This is a genomic window from Pseudomonas saudimassiliensis (assembly GCF_000939975.1).
GTDB lineage: Bacteria > Pseudomonadota > Gammaproteobacteria > Pseudomonadales > Pseudomonadaceae > Halopseudomonas > Halopseudomonas saudimassiliensis.
Window position 1 is genome coordinate 2,303,376 of the sequence record NZ_LK391969.1, and the last position, 16,801, is coordinate 2,320,176.

General features: G+C 64.0%; 16 protein-coding genes. 7 read left to right on the plus strand and 9 right to left on the minus strand.

Translation table 11 applies throughout. From position 1 onward, the window contains the following. Positions 1–141 precede the first annotated feature (141 nt). Positions 142–2,541: an endopeptidase La gene (gene lon / locus VG99_RS10675; RefSeq protein ID WP_044499847.1), complete on the plus strand. Its 2,400-nt coding sequence runs from the start codon at positions 142–144 to the stop codon at positions 2,539–2,541. A gap of 33 nt (positions 2,542–2,574) precedes the next feature. Here the strand turns inward: lon and VG99_RS10680 are convergent, their stop codons facing one another. Then, positions 2,575–3,741: a type IV pilus assembly protein FimV gene (locus tag VG99_RS10680; protein ID WP_158023915.1), complete on the minus strand. Its 1,167-nt coding sequence runs from the start codon at positions 3,739–3,741 to the stop codon at positions 2,575–2,577. Positions 3,742–3,815: 74 nt separating this feature from the next. Then, positions 3,816–4,349: a type IV pilus assembly protein FimV gene (locus VG99_RS10685; protein ID WP_044499850.1), complete on the minus strand. Its 534-nt coding sequence runs from the start codon at positions 4,347–4,349 to the stop codon at positions 3,816–3,818. Positions 4,350–4,606: 257 nt separating this feature from the next. Here VG99_RS10685 and cmoA point away from each other — a divergent pair, with 257 nt between their 5' ends. Further along, a complete protein-coding gene (gene cmoA / locus VG99_RS10690; RefSeq protein WP_044499851.1) occupies positions 4,607–5,347 on the plus strand; it encodes a carboxy-S-adenosyl-L-methionine synthase CmoA in 741 nt (246 codons plus the stop codon). Continuing rightward, on the plus strand, positions 5,344–6,315 hold the full coding sequence (cmoB, locus tag VG99_RS10695; RefSeq protein WP_044499853.1) for a tRNA 5-methoxyuridine(34)/uridine 5-oxyacetic acid(34) synthase CmoB: 972 nt from the start codon (positions 5,344–5,346) through the stop codon (positions 6,313–6,315). The genes cmoA and cmoB overlap by 4 nt, the downstream gene beginning before the upstream one ends. A gap of 9 nt (positions 6,316–6,324) precedes the next feature. Here cmoB and VG99_RS10700 read toward each other — a convergent pair whose 3' ends face one another. From VG99_RS10700 to VG99_RS10710, 3 genes are read right to left on the minus strand one after another with little or no spacing between them, the layout of a single operon-like run. Further along, positions 6,325–7,011, minus strand: a complete 687-nt coding sequence (locus tag VG99_RS10700; RefSeq protein WP_044499857.1) for a hypothetical protein — start codon at positions 7,009–7,011, stop codon at positions 6,325–6,327. Beyond that, entirely contained in the window at positions 6,998–8,026 is a 1,029-nt protein-coding gene (locus VG99_RS15525) for a TIGR01620 family protein (protein ID WP_052508780.1), read from the minus strand. The genes VG99_RS10700 and VG99_RS15525 overlap by 14 nt, the downstream gene beginning before the upstream one ends. Next, a complete protein-coding gene (locus VG99_RS10710; RefSeq protein WP_082050030.1) occupies positions 8,023–9,381 on the minus strand; it encodes a YcjX family protein in 1,359 nt (452 codons plus the stop codon). Before VG99_RS10710 ends, VG99_RS15525 begins: the two co-directional genes overlap by 4 nt. Before the next feature lie 68 nt (positions 9,382–9,449). Between VG99_RS10710 and VG99_RS10715 the strand changes: the two genes are divergently transcribed. Continuing rightward, the gene (locus VG99_RS10715) at positions 9,450–9,851 is read left to right on the plus strand and encodes an NINE protein (protein WP_044499859.1); all 402 of its coding nucleotides are present in this window, start codon (positions 9,450–9,452) and stop codon (positions 9,849–9,851) included. Here VG99_RS10715 and VG99_RS10720 read toward each other — a convergent pair whose 3' ends face one another. Together VG99_RS10720 and rnd are read right to left on the minus strand one after the other, a co-directional pair. After that, on the minus strand, positions 9,852–10,145 hold the full coding sequence (locus VG99_RS10720) for a YcgL domain-containing protein (protein WP_044499861.1): 294 nt from the start codon (positions 10,143–10,145) through the stop codon (positions 9,852–9,854). Further along, entirely contained in the window at positions 10,142–11,293 is a 1,152-nt protein-coding gene (rnd, locus tag VG99_RS10725) for a ribonuclease D (protein WP_044501602.1), read from the minus strand. The genes VG99_RS10720 and rnd overlap by 4 nt, the downstream gene beginning before the upstream one ends. 222 nt (positions 11,294–11,515) lie before the next feature. On the opposite strand from rnd, the gene VG99_RS10730 reads away from it, so the two are divergent. Then, positions 11,516–12,955, plus strand: a complete 1,440-nt coding sequence (locus VG99_RS10730) for a methyl-accepting chemotaxis protein (protein ID WP_044499862.1) — start codon at positions 11,516–11,518, stop codon at positions 12,953–12,955. 44 nt (positions 12,956–12,999) lie between these two features. Here VG99_RS10730 and VG99_RS10735 read toward each other — a convergent pair whose 3' ends face one another. Further along, positions 13,000–13,284 carry a ComEA family DNA-binding protein gene (locus tag VG99_RS10735; RefSeq protein WP_052508782.1) on the minus strand — a complete coding sequence of 95 codons (285 nt, stop codon included), beginning with the start codon at positions 13,282–13,284 and terminating at the stop codon, positions 13,000–13,002. 218 nt (positions 13,285–13,502) lie between these two features. Between VG99_RS10735 and VG99_RS10740 the strand changes: the two genes are divergently transcribed. Together VG99_RS10740 and VG99_RS10745 are read left to right on the plus strand one after the other, a co-directional pair. After that, a complete protein-coding gene (locus VG99_RS10740; RefSeq protein ID WP_044499866.1) occupies positions 13,503–14,561 on the plus strand; it encodes a response regulator in 1,059 nt (352 codons plus the stop codon). Beyond that, positions 14,558–15,523: a GGDEF domain-containing protein gene (locus VG99_RS10745; protein ID WP_044499868.1), complete on the plus strand. Its 966-nt coding sequence runs from the start codon at positions 14,558–14,560 to the stop codon at positions 15,521–15,523. The genes VG99_RS10740 and VG99_RS10745 overlap by 4 nt, the downstream gene beginning before the upstream one ends. A gap of 43 nt (positions 15,524–15,566) precedes the next feature. Here VG99_RS10745 and VG99_RS10750 read toward each other — a convergent pair whose 3' ends face one another. Beyond that, the gene (locus VG99_RS10750; RefSeq protein WP_044499872.1) at positions 15,567–16,787 is read right to left on the minus strand and encodes an O-succinylhomoserine sulfhydrylase; all 1,221 of its coding nucleotides are present in this window, start codon (positions 16,785–16,787) and stop codon (positions 15,567–15,569) included. Between the last annotated feature and the right edge of the window lie 14 nt (positions 16,788–16,801).

Below are 16,801 nucleotides of genomic sequence, written 5' to 3' on the forward strand. Positions count from 1 at the left end.
AGCTCCGGCCGGTAATCCCCGTTCAGCATAGTCGCCAAATCAGGCGGATGCCGGTGCGTCCGCCGCTCCCGCAGGGCTGGCCATTGAAATCCCCGGGATCGGCACCACCTCTGTATAACGACATTCATACAAGGGTGCCTCATGACTGATCAGGACGACGTGCGGGACTACATCGAGCAGAACAGCGACAACCAGCCCGGAACCGGATTGGTGTTGCCTGACCAGCGCCTGCCGCAGAAGCTGTATCTACTGCCTATCAACAACCGACCCTTCTTCCCTGCCCAGGTGATGCCGGTGGTGGTTAATGAATCCCCCTGGTCGGAAACCATCGAGCGGGTAGCCAACACCCCTCACCATGCCCTGTCCCTGTTCTGGGTCGATCAGCCCCTGCCTGCCGATGGCGCGCTCGATCCCGAACTACTGCCCCGGACCGGCTGCGCGGTAAAAATTCACCAGGCAGTCAAGGAAGACGGCAAGATCCAGTTCATTGCCCAGGGTCTGACCCGGGTGCGCATCACCCAGTGGTTGAGCCGCAAACCGCCCTATCTGGTGGAAGTGGAATACCCCGAATCGCCCAGCGACGAGCGCGATGAAGTGCGCGCCTATGCCATGGCCCTGATCAACTCGATCAAGGAGTTGTTGCCGCTGAACCCGCTGTACAGCGAGGAGCTGAAGAACTACCTGCACCGCTTCAACCCGAACCAGCCGTCGCCGCTGTCGGATTTTGCCGCCGCACTGACCTCCGCCAAGGGCAGCGAGCTGCAGGATGTGCTCGATACCATCCCGGTGCTGCGCCGCATGCAGAAGGTACTGGTGCTGCTCAAGCAGGAGATCGACGTTGCCCGGCTGCAAGGTGAGATCAGCGCCGAGGTCAACCGCACCATCAGCGACCAGCAACGTAAATTCTTCCTCAAGGAACAGCTCAAGGTCATCCAGAAGGAGTTGGGCCTGTCCAAGGACGATCGCACCGCCGATATCGAACAGTTTCGCGAGCGGCTGGCTGGCAAGGAGCTGCCCGAAGCAGCCCAGGCGAAGATCGAGGAGGAACTCAACAAGTTGTCGGTACTGGAAACCGGCTCACCGGAGTATGCCGTCACGCGCAACTACCTGGACTGGGCAACAGCCATGCCCTGGGGCCAGACCCATACGGACAGCCTCGACATCAAGCGCGCCCGGCGCATCCTCGACCGCGACCATGACGGCCTGGAAGACGTCAAGCAGCGCATCCTCGAATTTCTCGCGCTGGGCACCTTCAAGGGTTCGGTGGGTGGCTCCATCATGTTGCTGGTCGGTCCGCCTGGCGTCGGCAAGACCAGCATCGGCCGCTCGATCGCCGAGAGTCTGGGCCGGCCTTTCTATCGCTTCAGCGTGGGCGGCATGCGCGACGAGGCCGAGATCAAGGGCCACCGGCGCACCTACATCGGGGCCATGCCCGGCAAGTTCGTGCAGGCGCTGAAAGAGGTCAAGGTGATGAACCCGGTGATCATGCTGGACGAGATCGACAAGCTCGGCAGCAGCCACCAGGGCGACCCGGCCTCGGCCCTGCTGGAGACGCTGGACCCGGAGCAGAACAGCCAGTTCCTCGATCACTACCTGGATCTGCGCCTGGACCTGTCAAAAGTGCTGTTCGTCTGTACCGCCAATACCCTGGACAGCATTCCCGGCCCGCTGCTGGACCGGATGGATGTGATCCGCCTGTCGGGCTACATCGCCGAGGAGAAGCTGGCGATTGCCAAGCATCACCTGTGGCCGCGGCAACTGGAGCGGGCGGGGCTGCGCAAGAGTCAGCTGCGTATCACCGACCGCGCCCTGCGTCAGGTGATCGAGGGCTATGCCCGGGAAGCCGGCGTGCGCAACCTGGAAAAACAACTGGCAAAACTGGTACGCAAATCGGTAATGACGCTGCTGGAGGATCCCGAGCAGAAGTTGAGTATCAAGCCGGAGAACCTGCCAGAATTGCTCGGCACGCCCGCGTTTCGCACGGAAAAGACCCTCAAGGGCGTCGGGGTGGTGACCGGTTTGGCCTGGACCTCCATGGGCGGGGCCACCCTGCCGATCGAGACCAACCGGGTGCACTCGCTCAACCGGGGCTTCAAGCTCACCGGCAAACTGGGCGAAGTGATGAAGGAGTCGGCGGAAATCGCCTACAGCTACATATGCGCCAACCTGGCTACCTACCAGGCCGACCGGGCGTTCTTCGATGAAGCCTTCGTCCACATGCACGTGCCTGAAGGCGCAACGCCCAAGGACGGCCCCAGCGCCGGGGTAACCATGGCCAGCGCCCTGCTGTCCCTGGCGCGTAACCAGGCGCCGAAAACGGGGGTGGCGATGACCGGCGAAATCACCCTGACCGGGCAGGTGTTACCGGTCGGTGGCATCCGCGAGAAGGTCATTGCCGCGCGCCGGCAAGCGCTTTTCGAGCTGATCCTGCCGGAGGCCAACCGGGGCGATTATGACGAGCTGCCCGCCTATCTGAAACAGGGCATGACCATCCACTTCGCCGCACGCTACACCGACGTGGCAAAGGTGTTGTTCGCCTGAAGCAAGCGGGGCTGGCGACTGCCAGCCCCATTGTCAGCGCTCGTTACCGGGCTTGCGCCCCGCCTGCTGGAAGTGCTCCGAGAAATCCTCATCGAGCTCACCGACCTCGGGGAAGTCGGTCAGGTTGCTCTGGAAGTCCCGATCAGTCATCTCCGCCCGCGCCATCTTGGCGCCCAGCCCATCAATGAGCTGCCAATCGGCGTTCAGATCAAAATCCATGTCCAGGTCGGTTGTATCGGCTGTACCGAAATCCGTCGTCGGCGCCCGCACCGGCTCCACCGTGTTGCTCGCCAGCTCGCGGTCGGCCTGGGGCAGGCGCGCCTTCAACTGCGCGACCCGTGCCGGATCGCCCCCAAGCTGGAGCACAGCCTGCGCCTGCTCGGCAAAGGCCGGCGCATCGCCCAGCGCCGCCAGCACCCCCAACTGTTCGAAGCGCAGGTCGAGGCGCTGCGGTTCGGCCTTGATGGCCTTGTCCAACAGAATGCGTGCCTCGGCAAACCGGCCATAGGTCAGATACAGCTCCACGCCCTCCAGCGGGTCGGCAGCGCGGGTGCCCGGCTGGGTCGGCGCAACCGGAAGCGGACGCGGGCTATCGGGTTGCTCGGACCGGGGCTCCTGGCGACGGCGGTAGAGGATCAACGCCGCGATCGCCGCCAGCAGGGCGAGCAGGACCATCCAGCCACGCTCGAACAAGGACGGCGTCGCGGCGACCGGCTCCTCCAGGGCTACCCCTTCCGCCGCTGGCGATTGCCAGTCAATCGCCCCGGCTACCGGCGGCTCGGTCGCCGCCGTTTCGTCAGCGGCCGGAGCTGCGTCTGGCGCCGCCATCGGCTCGGCCAGCGCGGCCTGTTGCGCGCCGCGCAAAATTTCCAGTTCCGCCTCCAGGCTGGCAATCAGCTGGTCGCGCGCCTCAAGTTCCGCCAGCATGGTGCTGAAGCGTGATTCCAGGGCGGCAAGCCGGCTGTGCACCTCGGCGTTGTCAGCCACCGCCGATTCCAGCGCCGGCTCCTCGATCCGCAGCTGCGCCCGGGTTAAATCGTCGGCGCCGTCAGCGGCGAGCCCGCCGGTTGACGGGTTTACCTCCCGCGCCGCACGCGTCGGCGGGGGTGCGGCCTCGGCAACCCGCGCGGGGGCTGCATCGACTCCCATCTGCCCCGCCGTAGGTAGAATCAGCTCCCGGTCAGCACGCAATTTATCCATATCGCCATTGACGAAAGCCTCAGGATTGAGAGCACGGATAGCACGCATCTGCCGGGCGACCGATATCGACTCGTTCAGCCGGGTTGCCTGGGCGACGGTCCACAGGCTGTCGCCCGCGGTAGTCCGATACCGGTTGGCGCCGGGCTGGGGGGCCAGGTCGGGCAGCTCTGGGGCGTGCGCGCCGAGCCGGCCAGCACGGGCGCCGGACGGTACATGGGTGGGTCCAGCAGCACCGTGTATTCGCGCAGCAGCAGACCGCTGGGGCGATGCAGTTGCACCAGGAAATTGAGATAGGGCTCGTTGACCGGCCGGCTCGATTCAACCCGCACGGCCAGCTGCGAATTCACCACCACCGGGGTAAAACGCAGGTCGCTGAGGAAATACGGTCGCTCGACACCTACCCGCGCAAAGGTTGCGGCATCCGCCAGGGTCACCACGATATCGGTGGGCGCCAGACCCTCGGCACCATGCACTTCGATGATCGCACTGAGGGGTTGGTGCAGGGCGGACTCCAGGCGCATTTCCCCCAGCCCCAGGGCGTGGCTGGCGCCGGCGTAGAGGGCAGCCAGCGAGGCCACTCCGACAATCACATGACGATGGACGTCCATATCACCCTTCCTTGCTTTGCTTGGTTACGGTCGCCAGCGTTGAACCGGCTGGCTCCGGGCGAGGCATTATGCCATCAGAGCTGACAAGTGCGAATCGGCTGACCGGTCTTTCGTCAAATAAATTACTTATCTGGCCAACTACTTCACAATATTGTCGTTTGTTTGACGACACACCCGCGGTACGCTGATGCGCCTCTCGGTATGACTGGCCGAGTTGAGGTAAACTTGCGTTTTGCCGATGCCAGCCGGACCCTTCAATGAGCGATGTAGACAAGCTGTTCGCTGCTCCCTTGCCGCAGGTGAGTGATTTCGTATTCGATCATAACGTGGCACGGGTCTTCCCCGACATGATCAAACGGTCGATTCCAGGTTATCCCACCATAGTCGAGAATATCGGCGTCATCGCTGCGCAATACGCCCAGCCGGGAACGCTGATCTATGACCTGGGCTGCTCCCTTGGCGCTGCGACCCAGTCCATGCGCCGCCATCTGCGCGACCGGGACTGCCGGATCATTGCCGTGGACAATGCCGAAGCCATGACGGTGCGCTGTCGCGAATACCTCGCCGCCCAGGATTCCATGATGGAAGAGCTGGTCCCCGCGACGGTAGTCCATGGCGATATCCTGACGCTGGAGCTGGAACCCTGCTCGGTGGTGGTATTGAACTTCACCCTGCAGTTCATTGCCCCCGAACACCGGTTGGCCTTGCTTACGCGCATTCGCCAGGCGTTGCTGCCCGGCGGCGTGCTGATCCTGTCGGAAAAATTCCGCTTCGCCGAGCCCCTTACCCAGCAGCACCTGGAGCAGGTGCATTACGCATTCAAGCGGGCCAACGGCTACAGCGACCTGGAAATCGCCCAGAAGCGCAGCGCCATCGAGAACGTGATGTTGCTCGATACCCAGCAGGCGCATTTCGAGCGGTTGCAGGCAGCCGGATTCGGCCATGCCTGCCTCTGGTTCCAGTGTCTCAATTTCGGTTCGATAATGGCCCACGTGTGATCGATTATTCCCCGCTGTACCGCGACCTGAGCAATACCCCGCTGCAGAACTGGCTGGCCGATCTGCCGGCGGCCCTCGAACGCCGTGTCGCCGAAGCTCACCGCCATGGCGACCTGGCCCGCTGGCAGGCCTGCCTGAGCCAGTTGCCGGACCTCCAGCCGCGCCTGCTCGAATGGCAGCACGGCGTGCGTATTGGCGCCGCCGATGAGCTGAGCACGGCGCAACAGCAGCAGCTGCGCGAGACCCTCCAAGGTCTGCACCCCTGGCGCAAGGGGCCCTTTGAATTGTTTGGCGTGCATATTGACACCGAATGGCGTTCGGACTGGAAATGGGATCGGGTTGCCCCACACATCGACTTGGCGGGCAAGCGGGTGCTGGATGTGGGATGTGGCAATGGCTATCACATGTGGCGCATGTGGCAGGCCGGGGCCGACATGGTCATTGGCGTGGATCCGAACCTGCTGTTCCTGACCCAGTTTGAAGCCATCCGCCGCTACCTGCCCGCGGCTCCCGTCTGGCAGTTGCCCTTTACCCTGGAAGAACTGCCGGAACCGACCGGGGGGTTCGACACGGTTTTTTCCATGGGCGTGCTCTACCACCGCCGCTCACCGCTGGATCATCTGCTCCAACTCAAGGCCTGCCTGCGCCCGGGCGGCGAATTGGTGCTGGAAACGCTGGTGATCGAGGGGAACGAGCAACAGTGCCTGATCCCCGAGGATCGTTATGCCCAGATGCGCAACGTCTGGTTCCTGCCTTCGGTACCGATGCTGGAACGCTTCCTGCGCCGCAGCGGCTACCGCGATGTGCGCTGCGTGGACCTGAACCGCACCAGCGTGGCGGAACAGCGCAGCACCGAGTGGATGCGCTTCCAGTCGCTGCCCGACTTCCTCGATCCGGCGAATCCTGACCTGACCTGCGAAGGGCTACCCGCCCCGTTGCGCGCCACGCTGGTCGCTACGCGCCCCTGAACGTCTCGCTCAGGGGCCGGGTTGGCGCAAGCCGCAGATCCAGCCGAGGGCGAACCAGGCGGGCGGTATATCGGGCCAATCGTCCGCCCCCAGCCCCGCCAGGTCGTACCCTGGTACGCCGGCCCGGGCCAGCAGCCGATCCCGCCACCAGTGCAGGCAGGCGCCGCTGCCCATAACGTGCTGGTTGGCCATGTCGGTGCGCAGGCGCAGGGGCAATGACTCGAACAGCAGGCTATCGATGGCAGGGAAAACCTTGCGCTCGTTTTCCAGGTAGGCGGAACGCGCCGCCGGTGCCAGCTCCAGCAAGCGGACCAGGGTTTCCAACTGGGCGGCATATTCCCGATGGCTGTGCAGCGGATCGAACCGCTGGCGCCAATCCAGCTGCAGCCGCTCGACGGCCTCCACCAGCGCCAGCAGCCCGGTGCTCGGGGCATCCAGCAGGCTGGCCAGCAGCGGGCGTTGCGCTGTCGGCACGGCGCGCAGCAGCAGGGCCAGTTCCGCGCTGCTGGACCCGGGCTGGGGCTGCCAATCGCCCAACTGCCCTTCGGGCAGGCCCTGCGCCCGCACGCAGCGGGCCGGCCAACTGGCCGGGAGCAGTTGCTCACGCAGGTGCGACCAGCGACCACCCAGCAGGTCCCGCTGGCGCTCCATCCAGCGCTCCGCCAGCCAGCGTCGGCGCGATTTAAACTCGGTCATCCGTTACCTTCCCCAGCCGCTCCCTGATGCCCTGGATGATGCCACGATTGTCTTCGACCAGCCCGCTGCGATTGGGCAAGGGCACCGCCCGGCATAGATCCAGGGTGAAGTGCCCCAGCCGTGCGCTGTACAGGCCCACCCCGATGCCCTGCCCTACCCGCGCCGCGAGCTTTTCCAGCAGCCCGGACAGCAGGCTGTCGCTAAGCGCGCCGATGGCCATCTCGCTGCCCCCGGCCAGGGCGATATTACGCAGCACATGGCGCGCCAGGCGCCAGCTGCTCAACTGGGTAATGGGCAGGCCGTAACAGATGGCGATGCGTTGCATCATCCGGACATTGCGCCAGACCACCAGCAGCAGGTCGACCGTTACCCAGGGGCTGGTCGCAACCAGCAGGCCGGTGCCGACCGCCTCCCGGCGCAACATGCGCCGGGCCTGTTCGTCCAGCGGCTGGTAGAACAACAGACTCAGCCGGCGGCTGACCTCGTCGGCGCTGTGGGAGCTATCCAGATCAGCGCAGGCCAGGGTCAGGCGCGAGTGCAGTGGCGTGTCCCGATACAGCGCTTGCAGTCGCTCGAGCCAATCGACGGCCAGGCGCTCGCGCGGGTCCGCCAGCGCCGCCTGCATCTCCAGGCGCAGCTGCTCAAGGTCCGTTAAGCGCGCGCGCTGGCGGTGCACGTCGACCAGCGCCTTGAGACCCGTGCCGGCCAGGCCCAGGCCGAGCAGCCCGACCAACGTGCCGGCCAATGGTTGCCAATGCCAGGCGGCGAGGGTCCATTGACCCCATTCGAGGGCGACGCCGCCAATCACAATGGCCCCCACCAGCTTACCCAGCCGGGCGGGCCAGCGGCTACGCGGTGGCGCGTTCAATAGTCCCGGCTCGGGCAGTTCCGCCGCCAGGGTCTCTTCCCGCAGGGTCGGCGTGGCATCGCCGAGAATGCGGGTGCGACCAAGCTCTTCAGCGGTAGCCGGCTGTTCCAGGGTCTCGAGGATGCGGGTCTTGGGTGGCTCGTTCATAATGCGTGACCCTCCACCATCCAGCCGATGAGTTCATCCATGCGGTAATGCGGAAAGGGTTCGTTGCGGTGCAGGCCCGCCGGCGGCCGCAGGTCGAGCAGCTCCGGCCCACTGACCCGCAGGTCTAGCGGCAGGTGCTCCGGGATGCCACCCGGCTGGTAACGGACCCACCCGGCCTGCCCGGTCAGGCCCGCCACCAGGGCATCGCCTTCCTGGCGCGTGGCGCGGATCGCCGCCAGCGGGAAGCCGCGCACCCGTACACCGCCGTGGCGCACATCCGCCAGACTGTCGGTCAGCAAGTCTTCCAGGCACTGTTGCACGGCCCGCTGCTGGCTGGGTGTGACCTGATCGACCTTGGTGGCACAGACCGCCAAACGGCCGATACGCGGCCGGAACAGGCGACTGAGCAGACTGTTGCGGCCATAACGGAAGCTCTGCAGCACCGCTTCCAGCGCGCCCTTCAGGTCCGTCAGGGCTGCCTGGCCGGCGTCCATCGGGCCGAGCATGTCCACCAGCAGGATCTGCCGATCCAGGCGACTGAAGTGTTCATCATAAAAACCCTTCACTACATAATCGCGGTAGTAGCGAAAACGTGCTTCACAGGCGCCCCACCAGCTATCGGCCGGCCCGCGGGTATGGCGATTGGCGGTGAGCAGCGGGACGAACAGCAGCATGTCCGCGGCGATACCACTGCCGGGCAGCAGAAAGCGTCCCGGCTGGTTGCGCGACAGGCCCGCTTCGCTGCGGCTGCGCTGGAGAAAATCGGTCCAGGCGGCGGCCAGTTCTGCCAGCCGCTCCTGATCCTGGGGTGCCAGGGGGTCGATAGTGGCCAAGGCGTCCCGTAGCGGCCCGGCGATACCGCGCCGGGGTTCGGTGTCCAGCCATTCGCGCATCTGCTCGCACCACTGGCCATATTCCATTCCCAACAGGGGCAGATCGAGTAACCATTCACCGGGATAGTCGAGGATTTCGATGCGCAGGGAGCGACTGGGCTGGACGCGCTGCAAAAGCCCGGTCTGGCGAAAGCGCAGATCGATGACGACGCGCGACAGGTCCCGGGTGGACTGCGGCCAACTCGGTGGGTCGCCGGCCAGGGTCTCCAGCGCCTGCAGATAGGCGAACGGCTGTTCCACGCCATCGCGCTGCCAACGCACCGCCTCCAGTCGATCGAAGGGCGAGCGCCGCGCCAGCAACCCGCGCTGATGATTTTCCAGCTGGTTGATGAGGCTGGTGATGAAAGTCGTCTTGCCCGCCCGGCTGAGACCGGTGACCCCTACCCGTAGATGCGGGTTGCCCAGGCTCATGGCCTGTTCCCGGACCTGCTCCAGCCACTGCGGTTGTTTTATTCCTGGCATGCAGGCACTCCCGAAATGATTTATGGTCTATGGGCAGTATCGCACAACGCGGAAAGGGAAAAATTTCAATGGCATATGCAGACACACACAGCAAGGCGGTCGGTTACCTGCTGTGGATCTTCGGTTTCATGGGCGCCCACCGTTTCTATTACGGCAAGCCCTGGACCGGCACGCTCTACTTCTTCACCCTCGGCCTGTTCTTCATCGGCTGGATCATCGACCTGTTCCTGATCCCCTCCATGGACCGCCAGGCGGACCACAGGTTTCGCAGCGGTCGAATCAACTTCAACCTGACCTGGGTCCTGCTGACCTTCCTCGGCGTGTTCGGCGCCCATCGCCTGTACATGGGCAAGTGGATCACCGCCATCATCTACTTCTTCACCGGCGGCCTCTTCCTGCTGGGCGTGCTCTACGACTACTGGACGCTCAACGAGCAGATCTCGGTCAAGAACATGGAAAAGGCCTGGTGATCAGACCGGGTCGTTACGGGTAAGCAGCTCATCGGGCAGGTGGACGATCCAGTCTTCCTGCTTGGGCGGCATCTGCAGGTGATAGCCCTGGTTTTTCAGGTTATCCAGGACCTGCAGGATGTCCTCACGCGCTAGCTTGCGTTCTTCGCTGAGCACCAGATCCATGGCGTGCTCGGGCTTGCCGAACAGCTTCAACAGCTGCTCGGGCACTTGGCTGACGCCCTTTTCCCGCGGTACGTACAGGTACATGCCCTGTTTGCGGGGGCTGCGATAGATGGAACAGAGTGTTTTCATGCGGGTTGCCCTCTGCTTGAAAATTGATTCGCCAACGCCAATAACTCCTCGCCCATGAGCTCCCGCCGCCAGCCGGTCAGTTCTGCCGGCAGGCTATAGGGCCCACAGGGATACCCGGTGCGTACCAGGGCTTCGAGCACCTTCTTGCGCAGTACGATCTCACTGGCCATGCCCAGCCGTTCCGCGTGGCGCTGGCCGACCTTGCGTAGGGTCTTCAGCAGCCGGTTGGCGTCAGCCGGTAGCGGTTCGGGTACCGGCTCCGGCCATTGTGCCGGCGGGATCGCCCGGGCCTGCTGGATCAGCTCGATGATGGTCTGGCCATCCTGGCGTACGGTACGCGGGTGCATATCCTCAAACCGCGCCAACTGTTGCAAGGAGTCGGGTTGACGCTGGACCAGCGGGCACAGGGTCGACTCCCGCAGCAGCCGATTGCGGGCCTGGTCGCGCTGCCGCGCCTGGCGTTCGCGCCATTCACACAGCACCTGCAGAACCGCCAGCTCGGCCGGCTTCAGCCGCCACGCCTGCTTGATCCGCCGGTAAGCCTGGGCAGGCTCGACCAGGGTACGGGCATTGGCGACCATCTCGGCGGTATCTTCCAGCAACCAGTCGGTCAGGCCGGCGGCCTCGATCCGCGGTGCCAGGATGCGATAGATGGCGGCCAGGTGAATGGTGTCATCGGCGGCATATTGCAACTGGCGCGCGCTCAGCGGGCGCTGCAACCAGTCGGAGCGGGTCTCTTCCTTGGCCAGTTCGATGCCCAGCAGATCGCTCACCAGTCGCGAGTAGCCCATCGAAAAATCCATGCCCAGAAAAGCCGCAGCCAGCTGGGTATCGAACAGGGGCGCAGGCAAGGCGCCGCACAGATGCTGGAACACTTCCAGGTCCTCACTGCACGCGTGCAGGACCTTGACTACCGATGGGCTCTCCAGCAGCTCAACCAGCGGGGACCAGTCAGTGATAGCCAGCGGATCGATCATGAAGGCGCGTTCGCCATCGCCGATCTGGATCAGTCCGGGAATGGGAAAGTAGGTTTCGGTACGAACAAATTCGGTATCTACCGCCACATAGGGCAACTGCAACCACTGCTTGCACCAATCGGCCAGCTCGGCATTCTGGTCGATCATGAGAGGACTGGCCTCGGTTGACATCATAAATATGGTTCCTTGACTAATGCGACAGTATAACCGACCGACTTCCCCGAGCGGGCCGTTAAATGGGCCGGATAGACGCCTGGCCCGGGCTTTTTCCCGGTATTTTTGTGACCGGGGTCAAGATTGACCCGCATCAACCGATACATAGCCATGTAGACCTACAATGCGTGCCAGCGATCGCCGCGCGGCAGCGGCCATCATCAGTTCTCGGGAGTCAACATGGCGTTTTTTCAGCACCTGCAGCTCAAATACAAGTTCTGGGCTGTCAATAGCGTCACCTTTGTCAGCACCATGCTGCTGGTGCTGGTGGCGCTCGGGGTAGAGCAGGACCGCATTCATGAAGTGCGCAGGGAGCTGGCCCGGGAGCTGCTCGTTCTTGCTCCGACAGCCCCCTTGCCGGCCGGCCTGCACTGGCTACCCGCCGCCACCACCGCCGCGCCCGCCCGCAGTGGCCCCACCTGGATGACAGCCGATCAATTGGCCTTGTCGCCGACCGCCGGTGCCATGCAGGGTGCCTGGTTGGTCGAGCACGACGGTGACGCTCGCCTATTGGGCGTCGAACGGCAGGATTACGTCGCGCTGCTGCTGGACCGCGCGCCGCTCTACGCCCTGGTGGTGCTGGTACTGATGCTGGGGGTGCTGGCCGTTTCCCAGTTGCTGATTTCCTTCATCACCCGTCATCTGTTGGCCCTGCGCGATGTGATGCTGACGGTGCAGGAAACCGGTGACCTCACCCTGCGGGCGCCGGTGGCGTCGCGGGATGAAGTCGGTGCCATGGCGCAGACTTTCAATGCCATGCAGAGCGCCCAGCAGGAGGTAGTGGGCACCGTGCGCCAGGCGGCCAGCCAGCTGGAGCAGGGTACCGATGAAATGGCGCGGCTGATGGGCGGAGTGAAGAATGGCATGGTCACCCAGCAGGGCGAAACCGACATGGTCGCGGCCGCCGTCAACGAAATGAGCGCCACCGTCCAGGACATTGCCGGCAATAGTGCCGTCACCCGGGATCAGTCGGCGCAGGCCGATGCCCTGGCCCGGGAAGGCCGCGACCAGGTGCTGCGCGTCAGCCAGACCATCACCGGCCTGGCCACCAGTATCGAGCGCTGCACCCAGCATATGCAGACGCTGGAAGGCCATAGCCGGGAGATCAGCGGCGTGGTGCGAGTGATCCGCGACATTGCCGAGCAGACCAATCTGCTGGCGCTCAATGCGGCAATCGAGGCAGCGCGGGCGGGCGATTCCGGGCGGGGCTTTGCCGTGGTCGCTGATGAGGTGCGGGCCTTGGCCCAGCGCGTCCAGAACTCCACCGACGAGATCCAGCGCATGATCGAGGCGCTGCAGGGGGGGACCCATGACGCGGTGGCGGATATGCAGGACAGCGCCCGCCTGACCCATGCGTCGGTGGAACAGGTGGAACAGGCCGGCTCATCGCTCGCCGAGATTACCGCCGCGGTAAGTCAGATCAGCAATGGCAATAGCGAGATCGCCTTCGCCGTGGAACAGCAGAGCGAAGTGGCCGAATCCATCACCCAGAGCATAGTGCAGATCCGGGACGTGACCGAGCAAACGGTAAGCCAGACGATGCAAAGCGCCGCTACCAGCGAGCAACTGGCCGCCCTCGCCCATCAGTTGACAGCTGCGGTTGGCAGGTTGAAGACCTGATATCCGGGCCGCCACCGGCATGCCACCGGTAGCGGCCCGGGCACTTATTGCAGCGCGATCCGCTCACGGTTGTTTTCGACGGTAGCCGGACCGATACCCTTGACCACAGCCAATTGGTCGACCGACTCGAATTCACCGTTTTCCTGGCGATAGGCAACGATCGCTTCGGCCTTGGCCATACCGATGCCCTTCAGGGTTTCGGCAATTTCTGCTGCGCTGGCGCTATTGATATTGACGGTAACCAGGGGGGTGGCCGGCACTTCGGCCAATGCCGGCACCGCGAACCAGGCGGACAGGCTGAGGATTACAGCGGCGAGAATAGTCTTCATTTTGCATCTCCTTTGAATGATTGATACCGCATTGCAAGGGAGAAAAGCCGGACATCAAACAACGGACACGCTTCCCTGCGGCAGGGTGAAAAGTACGCGCAATACCGCAGCAACAAAAGCCCCGGCAGCCGGATCTGTGAGAAGTGTCTCAATCTGGTCCGTTTCCGCTCCTGAGCCTCCGACCAAAGGGATGGCACGGCGCCCTGGATAATGGCATTATGCCGCCAATCAACCTCTTTCGGAAAAGGACAGCCTCAGTGGATGATGCCATACCTCTGTTGGTATGTGACGATTCGAGCATGGCCCGCAAACAGTTGATTCGCAGCCTGCCCGCAAATTGGCCTCTGCGCATAAGCCAGGCGGAAGATGGTCGACGCGGACTGGAGCTGATTCGCCAGGGCCAGGGGCGGATCGTGCTGCTCGATCTGACCATGCCGGAAATGAACGGTTTCGACGTATTGGCTCAGATACGAGACGAGGGACTGCCGGCGGAGGTCATCGTTATCTCCGGCGATGTGCAGCAAGAGGCGATCCGCCGCGCCAAGGAGCTGGGCGCCCGCGCCTTTCTGCGCAAACCGGTGGACGCGGCGGAGCTGGCCGGCGCCCTGCTCGCGCTGGGCATGGAGCCCGCCGCCGCCCGCCCTGGCGCCCAGGAGCCCCAGCACCTGTTGCCCTCGGTGAGCTTCCGTGATGCCTTCCGTGAGCTATCGAATATCGCCATGGGGCGCGCCGCCGAACTGCTCGGCCGGGTACTCAAGGTCTTCATCCGCCTCCCCGTGCCCAACGTCAACCTGCTGGAAGCTGCCGAACTGCAAATGACGTTGGCCGATGCCCAGGGCAATCACCGGGTCTCCGCCATCTGCCAGGGCTACATTGGCGGCGGTATCGCGGGCGAGGCCCTGCTCATCTTCCATGACTCGGCGATCGCCGATGTGGCCGGCCTGCTGGACAGCGAACTGGACTCCAGCTCGCATCCGGAGTTGCTGCTGGATCTCGCGGCGATCATCACCGGCGCCTGCCTCAGCGGCCTGTCCGAACAGCTGGGCATCCAGCTGTCCCTGGGGCATCCTTTGCTGCTCGGACAGCACTGCACCATTGACGAACTGATCCGCCTCAACCGGCCCCGCTGGCAGCAGACCCTGGCGGTGGAGATCAGTTACGCGCTGGAAGACCACGACATTCATTTCGATCTGATGCTGCTGTTTACCGAGGACTCGGTCGCCCGTCTGCAGCAGCGGGTCGAAATGCTGCATGATCTGCAGGACCATCGCCCATGACCGCCAGCCTTGATATCAGCGAACTGCACTGGATGCTCGACATTATCCAGAGTATCGATGTCGGTGTGGTGGTGCTGGACCGCGACTATTGCATCCAGGCCTGGAACAGCTTCATGGAGAATCACTCGGGCAAGACCGCCAGCCAGGTAGCGCGGGAGTCACTGTTTTCGCTCTTCCCCGAGATCGATCAGCCCTGGTTCACCCACAAGGTGGAGACGGCGATCATGCTTGGCACCCGGGCATTCACCATCTGGGAGCAGCGACCCTACCTGATGCGGTTCAAGAGTTACCATCCGATCACCGGGCTGGCGGACATCATGTACCAGAACGTCACCATCCTGCCCCTGCGCACGGTCAACGGCACATCCGACCAGGTCTGCCTGATCATCTATGACGTCACCAATGTGGCGGTCAACAAACTGCAACTTGAAGCAGCCAACGCCCAGCTGCAATCGCTGGCCATCCATGACGGACTCACCGGCCTGCTCAATCGCCGCCACTGGGAATCCTGCCTGGAACATGAGTTCGCGCGCCACAGCCGGTACGGCACGCCGGTCAGCCTGATTCTCTTCGATATCGACCATTTCAAGCAGTTCAATGACACCCACGGCCACCGGGCAGGGGATGAGGTGATCCGGCAAGTCGCGGAAGTGACACGGCAATTGGTCCGGGATACCGATCTGGCCGGACGTTACGGGGGGGAGGAGTTCGGGGTAGTGTTACCCGATACCACGCTGGCAGGCGCCGCCAGGTTTGCCGAACGGCTGCGCGCCGGCATCGAACAATTGCAGATCACCCACGAGGGGCGGACGTTGAGTTGTACCGTCAGCCTTGGCGTCGCCTGCACCCATGACGAGACCGCCGGCTACAACGGCCTGATCGAAGAAGCTGACCAGGCGCTGTATCATTCCAAGTCGAAAGGCCGTAACCGCACCAGCTTGAGCGGCGCCGAGCGGCCGTAGCGGCCGCCTGGTCGCACCTGCGGACGAGGCGGCCCTAGAAGGATCAGGCCTGGCTGGCCGCTTCCAGTCCGCGCTGCAGGTCGGCGCGCAAGTCCGCCACTTCTTCCAGGCCAACCGCCAGTCGAATCAGTCCCTCACGAATGCCGGCAGCCTCGCGGGTCTCCGCGCTCAGACGACCGTGGGTGGTGCTGGCGGGATGGGTGATGGTGCTCTTGGCATCACCCAGGTTGGCGGTAATCGAAATCAACCGGGTCGCGTCGATGAAGCGCCAGGCGGCTTCCCGTCCGCCACGTATCTCGAAGCTGACCACCGCGCCGAAGGCCGATTGCTGCGTCCTGGCCAGTTCATGCTGCGGATGGCTCGGCAATCCGGCGTAGTAGACCCGCTCGACCTGGGGCTGCTGCTCCAGCCACAGGGCCAGCTCCAGTGCAGCCGCGCAATGGGCCTGCATCCGCAGGCGCAGGGTTTCCAGTCCCTTGAGGAAAACCCATGCGTTGAACGGGCTCAGGGTCGGACCGGCGGTGCGCAGAAAGCCCACGATCTCCTGCATGTGCTCCTTGCGCCCGGCTACCACGCCGCCGAGGCAGCGGCCCTGGCCGTCGATGTACTTGGTGGCGGAATGGATGACGATGTCGGCACCCAGATCCAGAGGCTTTTGCAGCGCCGGGGTACAGAAGCAGTTATCCACTGCCAGCAGCGCGCCCTGCTCCCGCGCCACCGCAGCCAGCCCGCGGATGTCCACCAGCTCGGCCAGCGGGTTGGACGGCGACTCGACGAAGAACAGGCGAGTATTGGGCTTGCAGGCAGCGCGCCAGCCGTCCAGATCCGCCAGGGTGACATAGTCGACCTGCACGCCGAACCGCTGGAAATACTTGTCGAACAGGCTGACCGTCGCGCCGAATACACTGCGCGACACCAGGATATGATCCCCGGCGCTGCACAGGCTCATCACGGTCGCCAGGATCGCGGCCATACCCGAGGCCGCGGCCACCGCCTGCTCGGCATTTTCCAAGGCCGCAATCCGCTGTTCGAAGGTGCGCACCGTCGGGTTCATGTAACGGGAGTAGACGTTACCTGCCCGTTCGCCGGCAAAGCACGCGGCGGCATCACCGGCGCTGCGAAATACATAGCTGGACGTCAGGAACAGCGCTTCGCCATGTTCTGCTTCGGGGCTGCGCTGCTGGCCGGCCCGCACCGCCAGGGTGTCGAAACCGGCGTCCTGCAGATCGCTGTCCAGCCGCCCGGGTTGCCAATCGGATGTCATTTTGGTCTCCGCCA